The sequence below is a fragment of the Rahnella sp. GSA61A genome (assembly GCF_019969905.1).
In the GTDB taxonomy this organism is placed as follows: domain Bacteria; phylum Pseudomonadota; class Gammaproteobacteria; order Enterobacterales; family Enterobacteriaceae; genus Rahnella; species Rahnella aceris.
On the sequence record NZ_JAHXYO010000022.1, the window covers coordinates 70,788 to 92,720 of the forward strand.

Below are 21,933 nucleotides of genomic sequence, written 5' to 3' on the forward strand. Positions count from 1 at the left end.
GGCGCTTAAGCTTTCACTTTGGCATGGACGCTGAAGCCATAGTTTTTCTGGTTGTAGTAGACATCAGACACTTCAAACAGCGTGCCGTCAGTGAACGACACAATCGCGTGGGAATGCAGCACCGGCTGGTCGCGTGACAGGTTGAGCGCGACGCGTATCTCGTTGGACGGCAGTTCTGCCGAAATCAGTTTGGTGCTGCCCGCAGGCTGGAAACCTTTCGAGCGAATATAAGCATATTTTGACGATGTCATGGCGGCGCGCGTGATATCCGGGAACCGGTCGCACAGCATCCAGCATTGTTCATACACAAACGGCTCATCACCGAGCAGACGCAGGCGGATCATAAAATAAACTTCAGTACCGGCGGGAATATTCAGTTCGCGGGCAATGTCTTCACTGGCAGGCATACGGCGAAATTCCAGCACCTGATTTTCAATGCGCTGATTATTTTCCTGGGCGACTTCGCTGGCGGTGAGATGCCGGTCGAGCGGCAGAATGATTTTTTGCTGCTTTGGCGGCTCAACGACAAAGGTGCCGCGACCGCGAAAACGGGCCACACGCCCCTGACGCACCAGATAATCCACAGCTTTTCGCGCGGTCATGCGCGAGACACCATAGATTTCGCACATGGCGGCTTCGGTCGGAATCGGATCTCCGGGGCGGATTTCACCGGTGCTGATTTTTTCGGTAAGTTGCTGCTCAATTTGCAGATAAAGCGGCGTGAACGAATTTTTGTCTATCTTCATTAACCCTTACCTCCGACCCTTTTAAATTTCACTTAAGAATAATTGTATAGTCAGCTATACAAAGCAGCCAGCCACCCTGTTGGTTTTCTGCTCAAAATGGGTTTCAGCACACACAAAAAATAAAGGTTGCTGACATCAGCAACCTTTCTGCATTTTGAAACCACTTTCCGGTGGCGTCAGGCGTTATTCAGGCAACAGCGCCGTGGAGGTGAATCCGCACGGGCCATTTTCCTGATTTTTGAACCGCCAGCAGTGCTGATGGTATTTCGCGACCGAATTACGGTGTGCCACACTGATAACTGACGTTTCCGGCAATTCGCTCAGCAGCAGAGCGTATACCTGTTGTTCGGTTTCGTCATCCAGTGCGCTGGTGGCTTCGTCGAGGAACAGCGTATCGGGTTTGATCAACAGCGCACGGGCAAAGGAGAGCCGCTGCTGTTCACCCGGCGAGAGGCGCTGGCTCCAGTTGGCGTAATCATCCAGAATTTCTACCGCCGCCAGATGTGACAGACGACATTGCGTCAGCACCTGTTGCAGTTGTTCATCCGTATATTCACGGCTGGCGTCAGGATAACTGAGCGCATCGCGCAATGTGCCAATCGGAATGTAACTGCGCTGTGGCAGGAACAGATAACGCTTACCTTCTGCCAGCGCAATATTGCCTGAGCCGTAAGGCCAGATACCGGCAATCGCACGCAGCAACGTTGATTTACCACAACCGGAAGGCCCGGCAATCAGCACGCGTTCGCCCGGTTGCATGGCAGCAGAAATATTGCAAAACAGCGGATTCCCGTTCGGCAGGTTCAGCGTCAGTTTATCAAGCTGTAAGGCGTGTTCGGTGCTTTTGCCTACGCTGATGCCGCGCGGCTGAGCGTTAACCTGATCGATTGCCGCATTGAAACCGGCAAGACGGTTAACCGTGGCTTTCCAGTTTGCCAGATCGGTAAAGGCATCGATGAACCAGGACAACGCGCCCTGCACCTGACCGAACGCGGAAGCAATCTGCATCAGCGCACCCATCTGGATCGCGCCGGCGAAATAGCGCGGTGACGCCACCAGGATCGGGAAAATATTGGCAAACTGCGCGTAAAAGTTGGATGCCACGTTCAGGCGACGGGTGACGCGCATGATAGACCACCAGTTGGTTTTGATGGATTCAAACTTGCCGGTCAGCTGATCGTGCTCGTTTTTTTCACCGTGATACAGCGCGATCGCGTCGCTGTTTTCACGAATACGGATCAGGCCAAAACGGAAGTTCGCCTCGAACCATTCCTGATTAAACCCGAGTCTTACCAGCGGCTTACCGATATACCAGATAATGAAGGAACCAATGGCGGCATAGAGCAGCGCGAACCACAGCATGTAGCCGGGGATTTCAACGTGATGGCCCGCGAGCATAAAGTTCAGCGGCCCGCTGATCGACCACAAAATAAATACGAAGGAGAACAGCGTCACCACGCTCGACAGCAGACCGAGCACCAGAGAAAGTGTCCCGCTGGTCAGGGCATTCAGGTCATCGGAAATACGCTGATCGGGGTTATCCACCTGATGCTGATACTCCGTGTAATAATAGGCGTGATTGGTCAGCCACTTCTCCATATACTCTTCAGTCATCCAGCGCCGCCAGCTCATTTGCAGACCCTGCGTCAGATACACTCTGTAGATGGCGATAACGATGAACAACAGCGCCAGCCAGGTAAATTTCCACAGCTGGGCTTTGAAAACCGGATAGTTTCTGTTTTGCAGCGCGTCATAAAAGACACGGTTCCATTCGTTAAACTGTACGCTGAGGTACACACCGGCCAGCGAAAGGATGATGATTGTGGTCAACATGCCCCAGGCACGCCACTTTTCTTCTGAGCGCCAGTAAGGCTTAATTAACTGCCAGACGGCGCCCCATTGCGCCGATTTCCCAGGTTTTTTAGTCATAATAGCCATGTGTAATCGATATGTTGTAAAGCCAATCATCCCAGAATGAGTGGCTCAGTGCGATAGGGCAATGAGCCACTTGTAAGGATGTTTTTCCAGCACGAAGCTCTGTAGACCACAAAAGTAGAAGGATGTTTGATGAAAGTCGCAGTGAATTTACTGCTGGTGGCAGGATGTTTTGCCAGTGTTCAGGCGTTTGCCCAGATTGATGAACCGGATATCGACGCCGATTGTGTTAAAGCCGGGATTTATGCCGCTGCCGGAAAAGTGGCTTATCAGCAGGGTGATATGGGCAAAGCCCGGGAAATTTTTCGTAATCAGGTCGCCTGGAGCGAGTTTTGCCATAAGCCGCAGGACCAGATTGCCACGGCCTACAACAACATTGCGTTGACCTACATAAAGCAGGGCGATTATCTGAAAGCCAAGGCCTGGCTGATGCTGGCACCTGCTGACAAAAAATCACAATACAACCTGAGTCAGATGCAGCCAAAACTGGATGCTTTGCCGCCAGCCGAAAGTCCGGCAGGGATTTACTGGCAATATGCCGGGTTTGGTAGCTGGAATATCGTCGAAGTGAAAGCCGAAGAAGCGCAGTTTAAAATCGATTTCAGCGGTTTATACATGGGGCAGATGTCACTGTATTACGGCCCGAATACTGGCGATTTTTCGGTGGTGACGGCAATCAAGGATAATCACGCGGTTTACCACGAAGCCGATGATGCCTCCGCCGGTGGCGGCGAGTGTAGCGTGGACATGAATTTCGCACCCCGGAGCGTTAAACTTCACACCACCAATGACTGCGGTTTCGGTCACAACGTGCAGGCCGAAGGCGAATTTGTGCGGGTGATGCCGTAAGTTTAAAACCCGCCTCAGGCGGGTTTTAAGGGCTAATACCTCGTCAATGCACATTTCAACTTTTTGATTTTGCTGCAATACCCCAGCCCAACCCTCCCCTCGCAGGGGAGGGAGCCGATCGACGTATGCCTTTAGCCGAAGAGGGCGCCGAGTCAGGTTATATTCACTGCGGCCACTTCATTTCGCCCTTCAATACTTTCGCACTCAGTTGTAATGAAGAATCGTCTTTCAGTTGCGGATAATGTTTTTTCATCGCGGCGATAAGCGCGGCAGAATCTTTCGCTTTCGGTAATTCTTTTTCCAGCGTCAGCAGATACTGGCGGGTGAATTCCACCGATTCCAGCGTTTTTGGCGCGCCCGGCAGGAAATGTCCCGGTACAACGACTTGCGGATTAAGACCGGCAATTTCATTGAGCGCTTCTACCCACTGTTTACGGGATTTCGGCGTCTGCGTATCTGCTGTCCAGACATGCATGTTATTGCCATTCACCAGCACGCCGCCCACTACCGCTTTCAGCGACGGGATCCAGACAAACGTCCGTTCTTTATCTACGCCCTGAACCTCAAACTGATGGCCTTCGAGTTCAAAGGTCGTACCTTTCAGCGGTTCAGGAACCACAACAGATTTTGGCGCATTGTCTTTCAACTGCGGTCCCCAGAAAGCGACTTTGCCGTCTTTGCTGGCGTTGATCTGATCGATGGTGGCCTGCGTTGCCACGATTTTGGCGTCCGGGAACGCGGCATGGATGACATCCAGCCCGAAGTAGTAATCCGGGTCGGACTGGCTGATGTACACCGTCGTCAGTTTCTTGCCGGTTGCCTTGATCATTTCCACCAGTTTTTCTGCGTCATTGCGCTGGAACTGCGCGTCGATCAGAACCGCTTCTTTATCGCCGGTAATGATTTCAGAAGAAACCGGGAAAACGCTTTTTTCACCGGGGTTATACACGTCCATTTTCAGTGCACTGGCGGCGTGAGCGGACAGGCTGCTGCCCAGCAGGGCGGCGATCAGAGTCAGATGTTTCAGTTGCATGGGTTTTCCTCAGAGACGTAAATAATCACATTCAGTAAGACTCTACTGTACGTTGCATAATCCGCGGGAAAAACCGGATAATGCGCAACTGTTTGTTGCATAAACCGGACGAATCATGGACAGAATTACCGCTGCACAAGTGTTTGTTGCCATTGTTGAACGGGGAAGCATGGTCAGTGCTGCCGAATCGCTGAATATGTCGCGGGCGATGGTGACACGTTATCTGTCGGAGATGGAGAAGTGGTCGGGCGCGCGCCTGCTGCACCGCTCCACCCGCAAACTCAGCCTGACGGATGCGGGCGAAAACACGCTGGCGCGTTGCCGGAAAATGCTGTCGGTGGCGGCGGAAATGAGCAGCGTGGCGGATACGGGCGATGAAGCGTTGCGCGGTTTGCTGCGTCTGAGTTGCTCACAATCTTTCGGGCAGGGTGCGGTGGTGATTGCGGTCAGTGAATTTTTGCGCCGACATCCGCAGGTCAGTATCGATCTTCAGCTGGAAAGCCGGGCGATCAATCTGGTGGAAGACCGGATCGATCTGGCGCTGCGCATCACTAACGATCTGGATCCGAACCTGATCGCCCGGCCACTGGCGCTGTGTCCGTCGGTCGTCTGCGCGTCTCCGGCTTATCTGGCCGCGCAGGGTACGCCGCAGCATCCGCAGGATCTGGCAGTCCACAACTGCCTGACGTACACCTGGTTCGGCAAAAGCCTGTGGCAGTTTGCACGGCAGGGTGAACAGGTCGCGATTCCGGTGAGCGGAAATCTGAGCGCCAATGAATCGCTGGTGCTGCTGACCGGGGCAGTGGAAGGCGCGGGAATCGTCATGCAGCCTTATTATTCGGCGGCACCGCTGATTGCCAGCGGCCAGCTCGTCGCCTTACTCAGCGGGTGGCAGCCACAGGAAATGGGGATTTATGCGATTTACATGTCCCGGCGGCAAATGCCGGCGGCGTTGCGAGCGCTGCTCGATTTTCTGGTGGAATGGTTCAAAGGCCATCCGCGCTGGCTGTCGCTGACAGAAGAAAAACGCTGAGTCACCGGCAGGGAATAAGCCAGTGGAATCGGTCCCTTTTTCGTCTTCCGCGCATTCCCTGCAATGTATTGTTATGTAAAGATTAATCCTGATATCGGGTGTTTTTCAGGCAGCAAGGGCACAGACTGCGTCTGGTCAAAAGTGTGATCAACGTGGTATTTAAACCCATCCGGCGCAATGCCGGTGCCTTTACTCATCACTAAAAATATCCGGAGTTTTTATGCCTGTCGCACTCCTGGCACTGGCGCTCAGCGCGTTTGCCATCGGTACCACTGAATTCGTCATCATGGGGCTGCTCCCCAACGTGGCGGGGGATCTGAATGTCAGTATTCCTTCTGCAGGCTGGTTAATCAGCGGATACGCGCTGGGTGTGGCAATCGGGGCACCGATCATGGCCGTGCTGACGGCAAAACTGCCGCGCAAGAACACCCTGCTGCTGCTGATGAGCATCTTTATTATTGGCAACGTGATGTGCGCGCTGTCGTACAGCTACGATTTCCTGATGCTGGCGCGCGTGATCACCGCGCTGTGTCATGGTGCCTTCTTCGGGATTGGCGCGGTGGTAGCGGCAAGTCTGGTGGCGCCTAACCGTCGTGCTTCAGCGGTTGCGCTGATGTTCACCGGCCTGACACTGGCTAACGTGCTGGGCGTTCCGCTCGGTACTGCGCTCGGACAGGCTTTCGGCTGGCGTTCAACCTTCTGGGTGGTGGCGGTGATTGGCGTGGCCTCACTGTTCGCACTCTATAAAAAGCTGCCGGATAAGAAAGAAGAAGAGCCGACTGATCTGCGTAAGGAAATCCGTGCGCTGGGTAGCCTGGGATTATGGCTGTCGCTGTCGATCACTATTTTCTTTGCTGCCGCGATGTTCGCGCTGTTCACGTATATCGCGCCTATCCTGACGCAAATTACCGGCGTGTCTGAGCACGGTGTCAGCTGGACGCTGCTGCTGATCGGCCTCGGTCTGACCATCGGTAACGTGCTGGGCGGGCGTCTGGCGGACTGGCGTCTGGGTATCTCGCTGACCCTGACTTTCCTGATGATCGCCATATTCTCCGTGCTGTTCAGCTACACCAGCGTTCATCTGGTGGCGGCGGAAATCACGCTGTTTATCTGGGCGATGGTGAACTTTGCCGCGGTGCCTGCCTTGCAGGTTAACGTGGTGACCTACGGCAAAAACGCGCCAAACCTGGTGTCGACCCTGAACATTGCGGCGTTTAACGTGGGCAATGCGCTGGGTGCCTGGGTGGGTGGCGCGGTGATTGAACGCGGAATGGGACTGAGCACTGTGCCGCTGGCGGCGGGCGCACTCGGCGCTATCGGCTTCGTACTGTGTGTGATCACTTTCCGCCGTGCGGCGAAGAAAGCGGAAAAAGCGGCCGCGTAACTCAGCCGCTAAAAAAATTAAAGGCCATGCAGGATTTCTCCGGCGTGGCCTTATTTTTTTCTGTTCAGCGCATCAGCGCGGCCTCGAGATGTCCGGCAAAGCGTTGCGCCTGCTGATGGCAGTGTTCGATAAATGTGGTGACCAGCGCCGAAGCGGGGCGGTGCAACGGCCGGATCAGGCTGACGGTAAAGGGTACGGCGACGCTGAATTCCCGCAGGACGAGTCCGTTGTCACAATAATCCAATGCGGTCAGCGGGTTGACGATCGACACGCCCGTGCCTTCGCGCACCATACTGCACACTGACGCGGCGCTGTGGGTTTCCATCACCAGCCGCCGCATAACCTGTTGTTCCATAAATAACGTATCCAGCAGTTGCCGGTAACTGTCGGTCGCTGACAGGCTGATATAATTCAGCCCGCTGAAATCTTGTGGTGTGAGTCGCGATTTCTCAGCCAAAGGGTGTCCGGCAGGCAGCACGCACACTTCGTTCAGTGTCAGCAGCGTCTGGCGCTCGGTTCCGGCTGGCGTCTGGGTGTTTTCCGTCAACCCCAAATCATGGCGCTGCGCAGAAAGCCATTCTTCCAGCAGCGGCGATTCCTGCGGCACAATATTGAAACTGACATCGGGGTAGCGGTCGAGAAACGGTTTACACACCGCAGGCAGCAGCGACTGACTGAACACCGGCAGGCAGGCGATCGACAGTTGCGCCTGCTCGAACTGGCGGATGCCTTCCGCTGCGCTGATAATTCTGTCCAGCCCGTAGTACGAGCGCTGCACTTCCTCAAACAGCCGCAGACCCTGAACGGTAGGATATAAACGCCCGCGCAGGCGTTCGAATAACTGCAGATTCAGCAACTTTTCGCAGCGCGCCAGTTCACGGCTGACTGTCGGCTGCGAGGTATTGAGCAACGCAGCGGCTTCCGTCAGATTGCCGGTGGTCATGACCGCATGAAAAATTTCGATATGGCGCAGGGAAATAGCTGGCATGGTTTCATCCGCTAAGCGATGACAATAGCCCATATCATAAATGAATAGACTTGCCTGAAATAGATATTTTATCGCCGGTCTGCCACGCGGCATACTGAGGGAAATATGACGGACTTCAACTGACGGAAAATCTTATGCCACGCGCTCTGAACGATATGTCTACCGCGCTTAATGCCGCGAATTTACTGGCTCTGCCGCAACAATTTGGCTGCCCTGTGTGGGCGTATGACGCTGACATTATCAAACAGCGCATCGCGCAGTTGCGCCAGTTTGACGTGATCCGTTTTGCGCAGAAAGCCTGTTCTAATATTCATATCCTGCGTCTGATGCGCGAGCAGGGCGTGAAGGTCGATTCCGTTTCTCTGGGTGAAATTGAGCGTGCGCTGGTGGCCGGTTTTATTCCGGGCGGCACAGACAGTGAGATTGTGTTTACTGCTGACGTACTGGATCAACCGACGCTGGAGCGCGTGACAGCGCTGGATATTCCGGTGAACGCCGGTTCCATCGACATGCTCAGTCAGATTGGCCAGCACAAAGCCGGACATCCGGTGTGGCTGCGCGTGAACCCGGGCTTTGGTCACGGGCACAGCCAGAAAACCAATACTGGCGGGGAAAACAGCAAACACGGGATCTGGTATGCCGATTTACCGCAGGCGCTGACAGAGATTGCCCGTTACGGCCTGAAACTGGTGGGCATTCATATGCATATCGGTTCCGGCGTGGATTATGGTCACCTTGAGCAGGTTTGCGATGCGATGGTGCGTCAGGTGATTGAAACCGGACACGATATTGAAGCGATCTCCGCCGGTGGCGGCCTGTCGATCCCCTATCATTTTGAAGAAGAATCCATTGATACCGGCCACTATTTTGGTCTGTGGAATCGTGCGCGCGAGCAGATTGCCGCGCATCTCGGGCATGAGATTAAACTGGAGATCGAACCGGGGCGTTTCCTGGTGGCGGAATCCGGCGTGCTGGTGGCGCAAATCCGTGCGGTGAAAAACATGGGCAGCCGTCATTTCGTGCTGTGCGACGCAGGCTTTAATGACCTGATGCGCCCGGCGATGTACGGCAGCTATCATCATATTTCACTGTTACCGGCCGATGGCCGCGATGTGAGCGGACAACCGCTGACGGATTCCGTGATCGCCGGTCCGCTGTGTGAATCCGGCGACGTGTTTACCCAGCAGGCAGGCGGCGGAGTGGAAACCTTCCCGCTGCCGCCGGTACACATCGGCGATTATCTGGTGTTCCACGATACCGGCGCGTACGGCGCATCGATGTCATCAAACTACAACACCCGACCTCTGCTGCCGGAAGTATTGTTTGAGAATGGCGTGCCAAGACTGATTCGTCGCAGGCAGACGGTGGAAGAGTTAATTGCTCTGGAGCTCTAGTCTCTGCGTCTGAGCCGGTGAGGTGGCTTGCTTTGCTCCTCCCCCTGCGAAGGGGGAGGCGGGGAGGGGGTTTTAAATACAAAGCAATGAGTTAAAGCACACTTTGAATTTTGTTTTTGACCTTAATACCCCACCCCAATCCTCCCCTTCGCAGGGGAGAAAGTTTACTTATCAAACATCTCTTTTCTCAGTAACACGATTTCTTCTGCCAGATCACGGCACAGCATGGCGGTCATCAGATGATCCTGCGAGTGCACCATGATCAGATTCACCGGAATTTTCCCCACGCCTTCATCCAGGCCAATCAGTTGCGTCTGTACTTTGTGCGCAACACGCGCCGCGTCGTCCGAGGCTTTCAGCATCGCATCAGCCTGTTCCCATTCTTTTTTACGTGCATGCTGAATCGCCATCATGGCGTTAGATCGTGCTTCTCCGGCGTTGATCAATAACTCCATCACCGTTTGTTCCAGATCGAATTCCATCGAAAACTCCAAATTGGTATACCAGAAAGGGGTGAAATCATCATATTGGAATTCCAATATTCACATGTGAGAACGCTGTCACAGAAATTAATTCGTATTCCGCTATTTTTTGGCATGCCACATTACGAAATTATTCCCGAAATATGGCCGACAGGATGATTTACAGAACCGGAATCTGACCCTGCTTCGTACGACACCTTTATTCCTCATTCAATATAAAAGGTGAAGACGAAATCAACACCTGTGAAGTATAGAAAAAAGAAAATGAGGTGCTGTCATGTCACTGAAAGACCGCTTTATCGATTCTCTGGGGGGATTCGCCAACACCTTTAATAGCTTCCGATACATCATGGCTATTAAGGCGTCTTTTATCACGTTAATGCCCGTTATTATTGTGGGGGCATTCTCAGTTTTAATTTCAAATATGGTGATGGATCCGAAAAACGGATTAGCGCATTTTGAAATGTTCTCCTGGCTGGCCACCCTCAAACCGATCATGAGCAGTATTAACTACGCCACGCTCAGTTTTCTGACCATCGGTGCGGTGTTTTTAATTGGTATCGAACTCGGGAAAATTAACGGCTCACGTTCGTTATTTCCCGGCCTGCTGGCAGTGATTTGCTTTATTGCTGTCACGCCAACCACCGTCGATATGATGGTTAACGGCCAGATGCAGGAAGTGAAAGATGTGCTGGCAAAACAATTCTCCGATACTAAAAGTCTGTTCCTCGGCATGTTTATTGCCATTCTGTCGGTGGAGATTTATTCCCGTCTGGAACGGGTTAACGGCCTGCGTATAAAAATGCCCGAGAGCGTGCCGCCCAATGTGTCGGCGTCATTCTCGGCGTTAATTCCCGCCATTATTACCGTGGTGCTCGTCGCTACCTTCGGCTTTGTATTCCACCGCGTCACCGGCATGTATCTGTACGATGCGGTGTATCAGGTGATTCAGCGTCCGCTGGAATCGGTGATGCAAAGTCTGCCGGGCATTCTGCTGCTGATGTTTGTCGCGCAGCTGTTCTGGGTGATTGGTATTCATGGCAACCAGATGATTAAACCGATTCGCGAACCGCTGTTGCTCGGCGCCATCATGGTTAACATGACCGCGTTTGAGCAGGGTCATGAGGTGCCAAACATCATCACCATGCCGTTCTGGGATGTATATATGAGCATCGGAGGCTCGGGTTGTACCATCGGTTTGTTGCTGGCGGTGATGATCGCTACCCGCCGCAAAGAGATGCGCGAAATCGCCAAACTGTCCCTCGGGCCAAGTTTCTTCAACATCAATGAACCGGTGATTTTCGGTATGCCGATTATGCTCAACCCGATCCTGGCTATCCCGTTCATCATCACGCCGCTGATCACCGGCACCATCGGCTATTTTGCCACCAGCCTCGGATTCGCCGGACGCGCGGTGGTGATGGTGCCGTGGACCACACCGCCGATTATCAACGCCTGGCTGTCAACGGCCGGATCGATGGGCGCGGTGTTTACCCAGATTGGCTGCATTGTGGTGGCGGTACTGATTTATCTGCCGTTTGTGAAAGTCGCGGCGCGTCGTGCCGATCAGGCTCAGCTTGAAGCCATGCAGCAGAGCCAGAAACAGGCTGCCACGGCGTAAATTATTCGGAAAATGAGGGATGTTATGAGTAAGGTTTCAATCGCCATTCCTGACGGATTTATTCTCGGTGCCGCCGCCTCTGCATGGCAGACCGAAGGCTGGAGCGGCAAAAAAGACGGGCAGGATTCGTATCTGGATCTCTGGTACAAAAATAACCGCCATGTCTGGCACAACGGTTACGGCCCGGCGAAAGCCACCGATTTCATCAACCGCTACAAAGAAGACGTGGCGCTGATGAAAGCCAGCGGGCTGAGTCATTACCGCACGTCAGTTAACTGGTCGCGCTTTTTCACCGACTATGAGTTGGGTACGGTCGATGAAGAGTACGCGGCATATATCGACGATCTGCTCGATGAGATGAAACGTAACGGTATCGAGCCGATGCTGTGTCTGGAACACTACGAATTACCGGCGTTTCTGATCGAAAAATACGATGGCTGGAGCTCGAAAAAAGTCGTCGATCTGTTTGTGTTGTATGCAGAGAAAGTCTTCGAACGGTATGCCGGAAAAGTCAGCCGCTGGTTTACGTTTAACGAACCGGTGGTGGTGCAAACCCGCGTGTATCTGGATGCGATCCGCTGGCCGTTCGAGCAAAACACCGCGAAATGGATGCAGTGGAATCACCACAAAGTGCTGGCAACCGCCAGAGTGGTCGAACTGTTCCATCGCAAAAAATATCACGCCGAAGGCACCGTCGGGGTGATTTTAAATCCGGAAGTGACGTACGCCCGTTCATCGGCGGCGCATGACCAAAAGGCGGCGCATTTATACGATTTATTCTATAACCGCGTATTTTTAGACCCGATGATCAACGGGGAATATCCGCAGGAATTGCTGGAGCTACTGGAAAAGCACGGCGTACATTTCGATTATACAGAAGCGGAACTGGCGGTTATCCGTAATAACACCGTGGATGAAGTGGGTATTAATCTTTATTACCCGCACCGGGTGAAAGCACCGTCCCGCGAATGGAATAAAGACACGCCATTCCATCCGGCGTATTACTACGAACATTTCGAATTGCCCGGACGCCGGATGAATAAATCGCGTGGCTGGGAAATCTATCCGAAAATTATTTATGACATGGCGATGCGCATTAAAACGGAATACGGAAATATTTCGTGGTTTGTGGCTGAAAACGGCATGGGTATCGAAAATGAAGGCCAGTTTCGCGATGCCGTCAGCGGGGAAATTCAGGACAACTATCGTATTGAATTTATTGCCGAGCATCTTTACTGGACATTAAAAGCGCGTGAAGACGGCGCCAATTGTCAGGGATATATGCTCTGGGCCTTTACCGATAATGTCTCGCCAATGAACGCCTTTAAAAATCGTTACGGGCTGATCGAAATTGATCTTGATAACAATCGTGATCGCCGTCAGAAGAAATCCTCTCACTGGTTTAAATCACTCAGTGAAAGCGGTGTGTTGTCTTTAACGCTCGATGACCAGGAAAAATAACCTAAGGAAACACTATGAAACGAATCGTTTTAGCTTGTTCGGCAGGGATGTCCACGTCACTGGTGGTCACCAAAATGGAAAAAGAAGTCACTGCGCGGGGGCTGGAATATCAGATCTACGCGATCCCTGAAAACAATCTGCGTGACGAGCTTGAAGCCTATGGCCGCGATATTGTCGCCGTGCTGCTCGGGCCGCAGGTGCGTTTTAAACTGGCGGAGAATAAAAAGCTGACCGATGAACACGGCATTCCGATTGCGGTGATCGACATGGTGGCTTACGGCACGTTAAACGGTGCAAAAGTGCTGGATCAGGCATTATCTCTGATACAGTAACATCCGGTCTTTTTTGTTTTTTGCATCAGGGTGATTGTGTGGAAAAAGGTGTGGTTTCGCAGGACAGAAAGCAGTATCAGGAAATCGGGCATGACCTGCGTGAGCAAATCAAGCAAGGGCATTTCGCCGTGGGATCCCGCCTGCCGCCCGAACGCAATATGGCGGAAAACTACGGCGTCAGCCGGACGATTGTGCGCGAAGCCTTACTGATGCTGGAACTGGAGGGCACGGTGGATATCCGTCAGGGTTCCGGCGTGTACGTGATCCGCATTCCTTCTCAGGAAGAAGGCGAAGACGAACTGTTGTATCAGGGGCAGATTGGCCCCTTTGAAATCTTACAGGCGCGGCAGTTGCTCGAAAGTAATATTGCCGCGTTTGCCGCCAAAATGGCCACCAAAGCGGATATCGAAAATCTGCGCCGCACGCTGGAGCAGGAACAAATCGCCATCGTGGCTAACGACGAAAGCGGTGATAACGACCGGCTGTTCCACCTGCTGATTGCCGGTGCGACACAAAACCAGATGCTGCTCGATTCGGTGAAAAATATCTGGATGCACCGGGATTCCAGCCCGCTGTGGAAACAGTTACACAGCCATATAGCTACCCGCGGTTACCGCCTGAAATGGCTGGCTGATCATCAGAATATTTTGGCCGCACTGCGCCGCCGCGACGTCATGGGCTCGTATCAGGCGATGTGGCAGCACATGGAAAATGTGAAAAATACGCTGATGGAATTGTCGGATGTGGATGCGCCGGAGTTTGACGGCTATCTGTTTGAATCTGTGCCGATTTTTCAGGGAAAGATGGTCTGAAAGCGATGAAGATTATTAATCTGAGTGAACGGCCTGAATTTCAGGACGCGGTCACAGACTGGCTTTGGCAGGCATTTGGCAGCGAAAACAGCCGGGAGTTTTTTGCCAGCGTGGTGCGAAGCAGCCTGTCCGGCGCGGACTTGCCGCAAACGTTTATCGCACTCGAAGACGACAGGCTGGCAGGAACCGTCGGCCTGTGGCGCTGTGATTTAATCAGCCGTCAGGATCTTACCCCGTGGCTGGCGGCGTTATACGTGGATGAAAATTTCCGTTCGTGCGGGCTGGGGCAGCAGTTACAGGAATTTGTACTGGAACAGAGCCGCCGCAGCGGCTTTTGTGAGTTGTATTTGTATGCCGAATTCACCGGCTATTACGAACGTTTTGGCTGGAAATACATCGGCGATGCGCTGGATTATCCGGATAAGCCGGTGCATCTTTTCCATCAACATCTTTAGCTGTTTGCCGGGCCGCTCACCGAGTGACGACGTACCAGCGTCGGGCTGAACATATGGGTTGTTTCCGGTAACGGCTGACCGTTTGCCAGCGCTAACGCCAGTTGCGCTGCCTGATTCGCCATCGCCACCACCGGATAACGTACGGTGGTCAGACGCGGGCGCAGATAGCGTGAAATCAGCACATCATCAAAGCCAATCAGCGAAATTTCGCCCGGCACATCAATACTGTTATCGCTTAATACCGATAATGCACCGGCGGCCATCGGGTCGTTGTAGCAGGTCACTGCCGTAAATCCTTTGCCCAATCCCAGTAAATCCGCCATGGCTTTTTCACCACCGATTTCATCCGGTTCCGCGTAGGCAATCAGCTTGTCATCCACCGGAATGTTGTGTTCGGTGAGGGCGTCGATATAGCCCTGAAGCCGGTCGCTGGCATCGGAAATGCCGTGGTTGGAACATAAAATCGCGATGCGCTGATGGCCAGCCTGAATGAGGTGGCGCGTCGCCAGCCAGGACCCGTAGCGGTCATCGAGGGCGATACAGCGCTGTTCAAAACCCGGCAACGTGCGGTTAATCAGCACCATTCCGGGGATTTGCTGCATCAGGCTGGTCAGCTCATCTTCTGGCAGCATTTTGGCGTGAACCACTAACGCCGCACAGCGGTGGCGGATCAACTGCTCAATGGCCTGACGCTCTTTTTCAACGTTGTGATAACCGTTACCAATCAGCAGAAAATTGCCGGTGGCGTAGGCCACCTGTTCGACCGCTTTGACCATCGCGCCAAAAAACGGATCAGAAACGTCGGCCACGATCAGCCCCAGCGTTTCGGTTGCCTGTTGGGCGAGGGCGCGGGCGTTGGCATTCGGATGATATTGCAGATGCTGCATGGCGTTCTGTACGGCTTCCCGCGAGCTGTCGCTGGCTTTCGGGGAATGGTTTATCACGCGTGAAACGGTCGCAACCGATACGCCTGCCAGTTTTGCTACATCCTTAATCGTTGCCATAACACTTCCGTTTTCCGTGAGGGTAATCGTTTACACTGACCAGTTTTGCGGAAAAGACCGGTGGCTGCAAGGATGCTGATCGCAACTTTTTGATGTAAGCGCGATGTAACGGGAAAAGATCGTGGTGATTAACCGAAATCCCAGTGCGATAGGGTGGAAATGCGTTTTATTAAGATTATTTGTTCTTTGAAGTGTCAGCGCAGTGAATGGTATTTTTAAAGTCATTTATCTGCGCTGAGAAAAATAGAAATTATGTCGATAAAACGCTATCCGCAACTGGCCCACTGGGGCGCATATACCGCTGTGGTGGAAGATGGCCGCTTGATCCGTTGTGAACCTTATAAGGCGGATGCCGATCCTTCACCTCTGCTCGATTCCATTGCGCCGCTGGTCTATTCCGACAAACGTATCCGCAAACCGGCCGTGCGCCGTTCGTGGTTGAAACATCGCGAAAACAGCGATCGTTCGCTGCGGGGCCGCGAAGATTTTGTCGAAGTGGACTGGGATCTGGCGCTGGATCTGGTGGCCGAAGAGAATAAACGCGTGCGTGATCGCTACGGCGCTTCCGGCATTTTCAACGGCTCTTACGGCTGGTCATCGGCCGGACGTCTGCATCACGCCCGTTCTCTGGTGCGTCGTTTTTATTTCACCGGTGGCGGCGGGGTGGATCAGCAGGGCAACTATAGCTGGGGCTCGGCGCAATTTTTCCTGCCGTACGTTATCGGCACGTTTACCCCGCTGACCGGACGCGTGACCTCGTGGCCAAGTGTGGTCGAACACGCTGACATTCTGGTCGCATTTGGCGGTCTGGCGCTGAAAAATGCGCAAGTGGCGTCCGGCGGCGCGGTGGAACATACCCTGAAACCGGCGCTGGAACAGTTGGCGAAAAAAGGCACCCGCGTCATTAACATCAGCCCGATGCGCGACGACTGTCCGGAATTCGTGAATGCAGAGTGGATCCCGATCCGCCCGAACACCGATGCGGCGCTGATGATGGCCGTTGCGTTTGAGATTCAGCGCAAAGAAGCGCAGGACGAGGCGTTTCTGACCAGCCATTGCGTCGGTTATCCGCAGCTTGCCGCCTATCTGCGCGGCGACACTGACGGCATCCCGAAAACCCCTGACTGGGCAAGCCACATTACCGGCGTACCGGCTGAGCGTATTGCGCGTCTGGCAGATGATCTGATCGGTGTACGCAGCTTTATCACCTGTTCTTATTCTGTACAGCGTGCTCACCGTGGCGAGCAGCCTTACTGGATGATGATCGCCATTTCCGCCATGCTCGGGCAGGTCGGTTTGCCGGGCGGCGGATTCTCCTTCGGTCACGGTTCGATGAACAGCGTGGGTAATCCGCGTTATGACACGCCGGGGCCTGCTGTCAGTGCCGGGCCGAATCCTTCTGGTTTGTCGATCCCCGTGGCGCGTATCAGTGACATGCTGCTCAATCCCGGCCAGCCGTATGAATTCCAGGGCGAAACGCTGAATTATCCCGATATTCACCTGGTGCACTGGGCGGGCGGTAATCCGTTCCATCATCATCAGCAACTGAACCGTCTGGTCGAAGGCTGGCAGAAGCCGGACACCGTGATTGTGCAGGATAACGTCTGGACGCCAGCGGCGCAGATGGCGGATATCGTGCTGCCTGCGACAACATCGCTGGAACGTAATGATATCGGCGGATCGTCACGCGACCGCTTCGTGCTGGCGATGCATCAGGCTGTTGCGCCACAACATCAGGCGCGTAACGATTTTGATATTTTCGCTGACATTGCTGACCGTCTCGGTTACCGCGAGCAGTTCACGCAGGGGCGTAATGAAGATCAATGGTTGCGCCATATTTACCGTCAGTGTGGCGAAGCGCAGAAAGGCACCGGCGTGGAATGGCCTGACTTTGAAACCTTCTGGGAGCGCGGTTTTGTTGAACTGCCGGTACCGGAAAAAGATTACGTGTTCTTTGAGGAATTCCGTAAAAGCCCGCGTGCTAATCCGCTGGGGACCCACAGCGGCAAAATCGAACTGTTCTCCGAAACCATCTCGGGTTACGGTTATGATGATTTCGCGCCGCACCCGGAGTGGCAGCCGCCGGTAGAATGGCTGGGCGCGGAAAGTGCCAAACAGTGGCCGCTGCACCTGATTTCCATTCAGCCAAAAGATCGTCTGCACAGCCAGCTTGATCAGTCGCCGCTGGCGCAGTCGAACAAAACCGCCGGTAAGGAAACGTTGTTTATGCATCCGGAAGATGCTCTCAGCCGTCAGCTGAAGGAGGGAGACCGGGTGAAAGTGCACAATGCGCGTGGCAGTTGTCTGGCGGGGGTGTCACTCAGTGACGGAATTACGCGTGGCGTGGTGCTGATGTCGACCGGCGCCTGGTTTGATCCTGGCTTTGGTGGCCAATGGCAGGAAACCGAGCAGGCGGGGAACCCGAATGTACTGACGCTGGATATCGGCACGTCGCGTCTGACGCAGGGGCCAAATGCCATGAGTTGCCTGGTCGAAGTGGGACCTGTTTAAGGTAGTTTTTAAATAGTTAGCCCGATTTAGGATAAATCGGGCCTATTTTCACCACTCGTTACACTTTGCGGAATTATGTTTCGATTGCCTGCTGGCTGTGGTTCGTACAAAACAGCTAAATTGAACGTCCCAGAGGTATTGATTGGTGAATCATCAACGTGCTCTGCATGTTGATACCGATTAAATTTGCACCAACCTACGCGGATGCGTAGGTTTTTTTTTGCCTCAACTCCGGCACACCGATCAGTTCCCTCCTAAACTCTCTCTGACTGTCGTCATTTTTCAGCGGCTTATAGTATGCTGTTTCCCCAACCTTTTTCTTCAAGATCAGGGATGACACATAAGGAGATGGCAAACATGTATAACTTTCTTTTCGCCGCGTTCAGATGGCTCTTCCGCCTGATGTTCCGGGTTACCGTGACCCCGGCGAGAAACGATTTTAATTACCCGCGTTTAATCCTCACGCCGAACCATGTCTCGTTTATTGACGGCATGTTGCTGGTGCTTTTCCTGCCGGTCAAACCGGTATTTGCAGTGTATTCCAACATCACGGACAGCTGGTTTATGCGCTGGCTGAAACCCTATGTGGACTTCATGCCGCTGGATCCCACCAAACCGATGGCGATCAAGCATTTGATCCGCGAAGTGGAGAAAGGGCGTCCGGTAGTTGTGTTTCCGGAAGGGCGCATTACGGTTACCGGTTCATTAATGAAGATTTACGACGGCGCGGCCTTTGTGGCGGCGAAGTCACAGGCGACCGTCATTCCGGTGCGCATAGACGGGCCGGAATATACGCCGTTTGGCCGGTTGTTCGGCAGCTTTAAAATCCGCTGGTTCCCGAAAGTCACTATCAATCTTTTGCCGCCGACTACCATTCCGATGCCGGATGCGCCGCGTTCCCGTGACCGCCGCATTCTCGCCGGTGAGCAACTGCATAAAATTATGATGCAGGCGCGTATGGATACCCGCGAACCGGAAACCTTGTATCAGGCGTTGTTGTCTGCACAAACCCGTTATGGCCGTCGCAAACCCTGTATCGCTGATATCGCGTTCAAAGAAGATACCTATCAGGGACTGCTGAAAAAATGCCTGGGCGTGAGCCGCATTTTGCAACGTTTTACCCGCGAAGGTGAGCATGTCGGGATGCTGTTGCCAAATGCCACGATCACGGCGGCGGCGCTGTTTGGCGCGTCAATGCGCAACCGTATTCCGGCGTTGCTTAACTACACTGCGGGTGCCAAAGGGCTGCAAAGCGCGATGAAAGCGGCGCAGATCAAAACCATTATTACCTCCCGCCAGTTCCTTGAAAAAGGCAAACTGACGCACCTGCCGGAGAACGTGCCAGAGGCGAACTGGGTCTATCTGGAAGATTTGAAAGACACGGTGACCACGCAGGACAAGCTGTGGATCCTGTTCCATCTGATCTTCCCGCGTCGTGCGATGCTGCCGCAAAAAGCCGATGATGCAGCACTGGTGCTGTTTACTTCGGGTTCTGAAGGTAATCCGAAAGGCGTGGTGCATTCACACGCCAGCCTGCTGGCTAACGTCGAGCAAATCCGTACCGTGGCGGACTTTACGCCACGTGACCGCTTTATGTCGTCGCTGCCGCTGTTCCACGCCTTTGGCCTGACCGTCGGATTGTTAACGCCGCTGATTACCGGCGCTCGCGTGTTCCTGTATCCGAGTCCGCTGCATTACCGCATCGTGCCCGAACTGGTCTACGACCAGAACTGTACCGTGCTGTTTGGTACTTCAACGTTCCTGGGCAATTACGCCCGCTTTGCCCATCCGTATGATTTTGCCCGCTTGCGGTATGTGGTGGCCGGTGCGGAAAAACTGGCTGAAAGCACCAAGGAAATCTGGCAGAACAAATTTGGTATCCGCATTCTCGAAGGCTACGGTGTGACCGAATGTGCGCCGGTGGTGGCGATCAACGTACCGATGGCGACTAAAGTAAACACCGTCGGCAAGATTTTGCCGGGCATGGAGTCTCGTCTGATTACCGTGCCGGGCATTGAGGAGGGCGGTCGTCTGCAACTGCGTGGCCCGAACATCATGAAAGGCTATCTGCGCGTCGAAAATCCGGGTGTGCTGGAAACTCCGCAGGCTGAGAATGCCGCAGGTGAAATGCAGGCGGGCTGGTATGACACCGGTGATATCGTCACGCTGGATGAAAAAGGTTTCTGTGCCATCCGTGGTCGCGTGAAGCGTTTTGCCAAACTGGCGGGGGAAATGGTGTCGCTGGAAAGCGTCGAGCAACTGGCGATCAAGGCTTCACCCGATAAACAGCATGCGGCGACATCGCGCAGTGATGCCAGCAAAGGCGAGGCACTGGTGCTGTTCACCACCGATCCTGAATTACGTCGTGATGCGTTAAGTAAAGCTGCCCGTGAACTGGGGTTGCCGGAACTGGCCGTGCCGCGTGAAATTCGCGTCGTTAAAGCGTTACCGTTGCTCGGCAGCGGTAAACCCGATTTTGTCACCCTGCGCGAGATGGCAGAGAACCCGGAGAGTGAAGCATGAGTCAGCCTTTAAAGGCGGCTGCAGGGCCGTTGATGTCAAAGAGTATGACGGCGGTGATCGTGGCGCAGTTCCTGTCGGCTTTCGGTGATAACGCGCTGTTGTTTGCCGCGCTGGCGCTGATCAAACAACAGCTTTATCCCGACTGGAGCCAGCCCGTTTTACAAATGGCGTTTGTGGCGACGTACATCATTCTCGCGCCGTTTGTCGGGCAGTTTGCCGACAGTTTTTCCAAAGGCCGCGTGATGATGGTCGCTAACCTGCTGAAACTGGCGGGCGCGGCGGTGATTTGCGCGGGCATGAATCCGTTCCTCGGTTATACGCTGGTCGGCATTGGCGCTGCGGCTTATTCACCGGCGAAATACGGCATTCTGGGCGAGATCGCCAGTGGTGAACAACTGGTGAAAGCCAATGGCCTGATGGAAGCCTCTACCATTGCCGCGATCCTGCTGGGTTCTGTGGCCGGTGGCGCACTGGCAGACTGGAGCATTCTGGCGGCGCTCGGTATCTGTGTGCTGGCGTATGGCGCGGCAGTGGCGGCAAACTGGTTTATTCCGAAGCTGAACCCGGCGCGTCCGGGGCAGTCGTGGAATCCGGCAAAAATGAGCCGGACGTTTTTCTCTGCCTGCAAAACCTTGTGGCAGGATGGCGAAACCCGCTTCTCGCTGGTCGGTACCAGCTTGTTCTGGGGCGCGGGCGTGACGCTGCGTTTCCTGCTGGTGCTGTGGGTTCCCGTGGCGCTGGGCATCACCGATAACAAAACCCCGACCTTGCTGAATGCGATGGTGGCGATCGGGATTGTGTTTGGTGCGGGAGCAGCGGCGAAGTTAATCCGTCTGGAAACCGTGAAACGCTGCCTGCCAGCAGGCGTCGCCATTGGTATCGCCGTGGTGGTCTTTGCGCTGCAAACCAGCATGCTGAGTTCTTACATTGTGCTGGTGGTGGTGGGGGTTTTAGGCGGCTTCTTTGTGGTCCCGCTGAATGCCCTGTTGCAACATCGCGGTAAAATTTCTGTCGGTGCCGGTAACGCGATTGCCGTACAGAATCTGGGTGAAAACACCGCCATGCTGCTGATGCTCGGCTTGTATTCGCTGGTGGTGATGGCCGGTGCGCCGGTGGTGGCGATTGGCATCGGGTTCGGTGTGGTGTTCGCGCTGGCGATTGCCGGGTTGTGGATCTGGAAAAACATGCAGAAACGCCGTATGACGTAATGTTGTTTTCGCACAAAAGAAAAGGGCGCTCAGCGTAATGCCGATCGTTTAAGGATCAGTTGACCGATCCGGTGGCTCGTGTAAAAAGGGTTCATGCTCATCATGGACCCTTTTTAAATGGAACTTTCACAAGCTCTCGGTATTATCAATCTTACTGCCCCC

General features: G+C 54.0%; 18 protein-coding genes. 12 read left to right on the top strand and 6 right to left on the bottom strand.

Annotated features, from left to right (window positions below; genetic code table 11):
- Window positions 1–5: 5 nt before the first annotated feature.
- Complete coding sequence (locus tag LC431_RS21910) at window positions 6–746, bottom strand: GntR family transcriptional regulator (RefSeq protein ID WP_015689424.1); 741 nt, start codon at window positions 744–746, stop codon at window positions 6–8.
- Between the two features lie 183 nt (window positions 747–929).
- Window positions 930–2,684, bottom strand: coding sequence for an ABC transporter ATP-binding protein/permease (locus LC431_RS21915; RefSeq protein WP_015689425.1), 1,755 nt, complete (start codon window positions 2,682–2,684; stop codon window positions 930–932).
- A gap of 129 nt (window positions 2,685–2,813) precedes the next feature.
- Between LC431_RS21915 and LC431_RS21920 the strand changes: the two genes are divergently transcribed.
- Window positions 2,814–3,530 (top strand): tetratricopeptide repeat protein, encoded by a 717-nt coding sequence (locus LC431_RS21920; RefSeq protein ID WP_223510332.1) that lies wholly within the window; start codon window positions 2,814–2,816, stop codon window positions 3,528–3,530.
- 163 nt (window positions 3,531–3,693) lie between these two features.
- Here LC431_RS21920 and LC431_RS21925 read toward each other — a convergent pair whose 3' ends face one another.
- The gene (locus LC431_RS21925; protein WP_223510333.1) at window positions 3,694–4,563 is read right to left on the bottom strand and encodes an MBL fold metallo-hydrolase; all 870 of its coding nucleotides are present in this window, start codon (window positions 4,561–4,563) and stop codon (window positions 3,694–3,696) included.
- 115 nt (window positions 4,564–4,678) lie between these two features.
- Between LC431_RS21925 and LC431_RS21930 the strand changes: the two genes are divergently transcribed.
- A complete protein-coding gene (locus LC431_RS21930; RefSeq protein ID WP_013574145.1) occupies window positions 4,679–5,596 on the top strand; it encodes a LysR family transcriptional regulator in 918 nt (305 codons plus the stop codon).
- A gap of 220 nt (window positions 5,597–5,816) precedes the next feature.
- The gene (locus LC431_RS21935; protein ID WP_013574146.1) at window positions 5,817–6,980 is read left to right on the top strand and encodes an MFS transporter; all 1,164 of its coding nucleotides are present in this window, start codon (window positions 5,817–5,819) and stop codon (window positions 6,978–6,980) included.
- Between the two features lie 64 nt (window positions 6,981–7,044).
- On the opposite strand, the gene LC431_RS21940 is transcribed toward LC431_RS21935, so the two are convergent.
- Window positions 7,045–7,968, bottom strand: a complete 924-nt coding sequence (locus LC431_RS21940; protein ID WP_223510334.1) for a LysR family transcriptional regulator — start codon at window positions 7,966–7,968, stop codon at window positions 7,045–7,047.
- A gap of 134 nt (window positions 7,969–8,102) precedes the next feature.
- Here LC431_RS21940 and lysA point away from each other — a divergent pair, with 134 nt between their 5' ends.
- A complete protein-coding gene (gene lysA, locus LC431_RS21945) occupies window positions 8,103–9,362 on the top strand; it encodes a diaminopimelate decarboxylase (protein WP_217147161.1) in 1,260 nt (419 codons plus the stop codon).
- A gap of 164 nt (window positions 9,363–9,526) precedes the next feature.
- Here the strand turns inward: lysA and LC431_RS21950 are convergent, their stop codons facing one another.
- Window positions 9,527–9,844 carry a PTS lactose/cellobiose transporter subunit IIA gene (locus LC431_RS21950; protein WP_013574149.1) on the bottom strand — a complete coding sequence of 106 codons (318 nt, stop codon included), beginning with the start codon at window positions 9,842–9,844 and terminating at the stop codon, window positions 9,527–9,529.
- A gap of 277 nt (window positions 9,845–10,121) precedes the next feature.
- Here LC431_RS21950 and LC431_RS21955 point away from each other — a divergent pair, with 277 nt between their 5' ends.
- From LC431_RS21955 to LC431_RS21975, 5 genes are read left to right on the top strand one after another with little or no spacing between them, the layout of a single operon-like run.
- Entirely contained in the window at window positions 10,122–11,465 is a 1,344-nt protein-coding gene (locus LC431_RS21955; RefSeq protein ID WP_013574150.1) for a PTS sugar transporter subunit IIC, read from the top strand.
- 24 nt (window positions 11,466–11,489) lie between these two features.
- Window positions 11,490–12,926, top strand: coding sequence for a glycoside hydrolase family 1 protein (locus LC431_RS21960; protein WP_223510335.1), 1,437 nt, complete (start codon window positions 11,490–11,492; stop codon window positions 12,924–12,926).
- Window positions 12,927–12,940: 14 nt separating this feature from the next.
- Window positions 12,941–13,258, top strand: coding sequence for a PTS sugar transporter subunit IIB (locus LC431_RS21965; RefSeq protein ID WP_013574152.1), 318 nt, complete (start codon window positions 12,941–12,943; stop codon window positions 13,256–13,258).
- Window positions 13,259–13,296: 38 nt separating this feature from the next.
- Window positions 13,297–14,070 (top strand): FCD domain-containing protein, encoded by a 774-nt coding sequence (locus LC431_RS21970; protein WP_013574153.1) that lies wholly within the window; start codon window positions 13,297–13,299, stop codon window positions 14,068–14,070.
- Window positions 14,071–14,075: 5 nt separating this feature from the next.
- Window positions 14,076–14,525 (top strand): GNAT family N-acetyltransferase, encoded by a 450-nt coding sequence (locus tag LC431_RS21975; RefSeq protein WP_037035169.1) that lies wholly within the window; start codon window positions 14,076–14,078, stop codon window positions 14,523–14,525.
- Here the strand turns inward: LC431_RS21975 and galR are convergent.
- Window positions 14,522–15,529: an HTH-type transcriptional regulator GalR gene (gene galR / locus LC431_RS21980; protein WP_013574155.1), complete on the bottom strand. Its 1,008-nt coding sequence runs from the start codon at window positions 15,527–15,529 to the stop codon at window positions 14,522–14,524. The genes LC431_RS21975 and galR overlap by 4 nt on opposite strands.
- A 252-nt stretch (window positions 15,530–15,781) precedes the next feature.
- Here galR and LC431_RS21985 point away from each other — a divergent pair, with 252 nt between their 5' ends.
- From LC431_RS21985 to lplT, 3 genes are all read left to right on the top strand, one after another.
- On the top strand, window positions 15,782–18,040 hold the full coding sequence (locus LC431_RS21985) for a molybdopterin guanine dinucleotide-containing S/N-oxide reductase (protein WP_223510336.1): 2,259 nt from the start codon (window positions 15,782–15,784) through the stop codon (window positions 18,038–18,040).
- Window positions 18,041–18,397: 357 nt separating this feature from the next.
- Window positions 18,398–20,563 carry a bifunctional acyl-ACP--phospholipid O-acyltransferase/long-chain-fatty-acid--ACP ligase gene (aas, locus tag LC431_RS21990; protein ID WP_223510337.1) on the top strand — a complete coding sequence of 722 codons (2,166 nt, stop codon included), beginning with the start codon at window positions 18,398–18,400 and terminating at the stop codon, window positions 20,561–20,563.
- The gene (lplT, locus tag LC431_RS21995) at window positions 20,560–21,771 is read left to right on the top strand and encodes a lysophospholipid transporter LplT (protein ID WP_131638663.1); all 1,212 of its coding nucleotides are present in this window, start codon (window positions 20,560–20,562) and stop codon (window positions 21,769–21,771) included. Before aas ends, lplT begins: the two co-directional genes overlap by 4 nt.
- Window positions 21,772–21,933: the final 162 nt, after the last annotated feature.

What these genes read in the sequence shown, in the direction of transcription:
- LC431_RS21910 (WP_015689424.1), bottom strand. Translation starts at nt 746, where the DNA reads ATGAAGATAGACAAAAATTCGTTCACGCCGCTTTATCTGCAAATTGAG.
- LC431_RS21915 (WP_015689425.1), bottom strand. Translation starts at nt 2,684, where the DNA reads ATGGCTATTATGACTAAAAAACCTGGGAAATCGGCGCAATGGGGCGCC.
- LC431_RS21920 (WP_223510332.1), top strand. Translation starts at nt 2,814, where the DNA reads ATGAAAGTCGCAGTGAATTTACTGCTGGTGGCAGGATGTTTTGCCAGT.
- LC431_RS21925 (WP_223510333.1), bottom strand. Translation starts at nt 4,563, where the DNA reads ATGCAACTGAAACATCTGACTCTGATCGCCGCCCTGCTGGGCAGCAGC.
- LC431_RS21930 (WP_013574145.1), top strand. Translation starts at nt 4,679, where the DNA reads ATGGACAGAATTACCGCTGCACAAGTGTTTGTTGCCATTGTTGAACGG.
- LC431_RS21935 (WP_013574146.1), top strand. Translation starts at nt 5,817, where the DNA reads ATGCCTGTCGCACTCCTGGCACTGGCGCTCAGCGCGTTTGCCATCGGT.
- LC431_RS21940 (WP_223510334.1), bottom strand. Translation starts at nt 7,968, where the DNA reads ATGCCAGCTATTTCCCTGCGCCATATCGAAATTTTTCATGCGGTCATG.
- lysA (WP_217147161.1), top strand. Translation starts at nt 8,103, where the DNA reads ATGCCACGCGCTCTGAACGATATGTCTACCGCGCTTAATGCCGCGAAT.
- LC431_RS21950 (WP_013574149.1), bottom strand. Translation starts at nt 9,844, where the DNA reads ATGGAATTCGATCTGGAACAAACGGTGATGGAGTTATTGATCAACGCC.
- LC431_RS21955 (WP_013574150.1), top strand. Translation starts at nt 10,122, where the DNA reads ATGTCACTGAAAGACCGCTTTATCGATTCTCTGGGGGGATTCGCCAAC.
- LC431_RS21960 (WP_223510335.1), top strand. Translation starts at nt 11,490, where the DNA reads ATGAGTAAGGTTTCAATCGCCATTCCTGACGGATTTATTCTCGGTGCC.
- LC431_RS21965 (WP_013574152.1), top strand. Translation starts at nt 12,941, where the DNA reads ATGAAACGAATCGTTTTAGCTTGTTCGGCAGGGATGTCCACGTCACTG.
- LC431_RS21975 (WP_037035169.1), top strand. Translation starts at nt 14,076, where the DNA reads ATGAAGATTATTAATCTGAGTGAACGGCCTGAATTTCAGGACGCGGTC.
- galR (WP_013574155.1), bottom strand. Translation starts at nt 15,529, where the DNA reads ATGGCAACGATTAAGGATGTAGCAAAACTGGCAGGCGTATCGGTTGCG.
- LC431_RS21985 (WP_223510336.1), top strand. Translation starts at nt 15,782, where the DNA reads ATGTCGATAAAACGCTATCCGCAACTGGCCCACTGGGGCGCATATACC.
- aas (WP_223510337.1), top strand. Translation starts at nt 18,398, where the DNA reads ATGTATAACTTTCTTTTCGCCGCGTTCAGATGGCTCTTCCGCCTGATG.
- lplT (WP_131638663.1), top strand. Translation starts at nt 20,560, where the DNA reads ATGAGTCAGCCTTTAAAGGCGGCTGCAGGGCCGTTGATGTCAAAGAGT.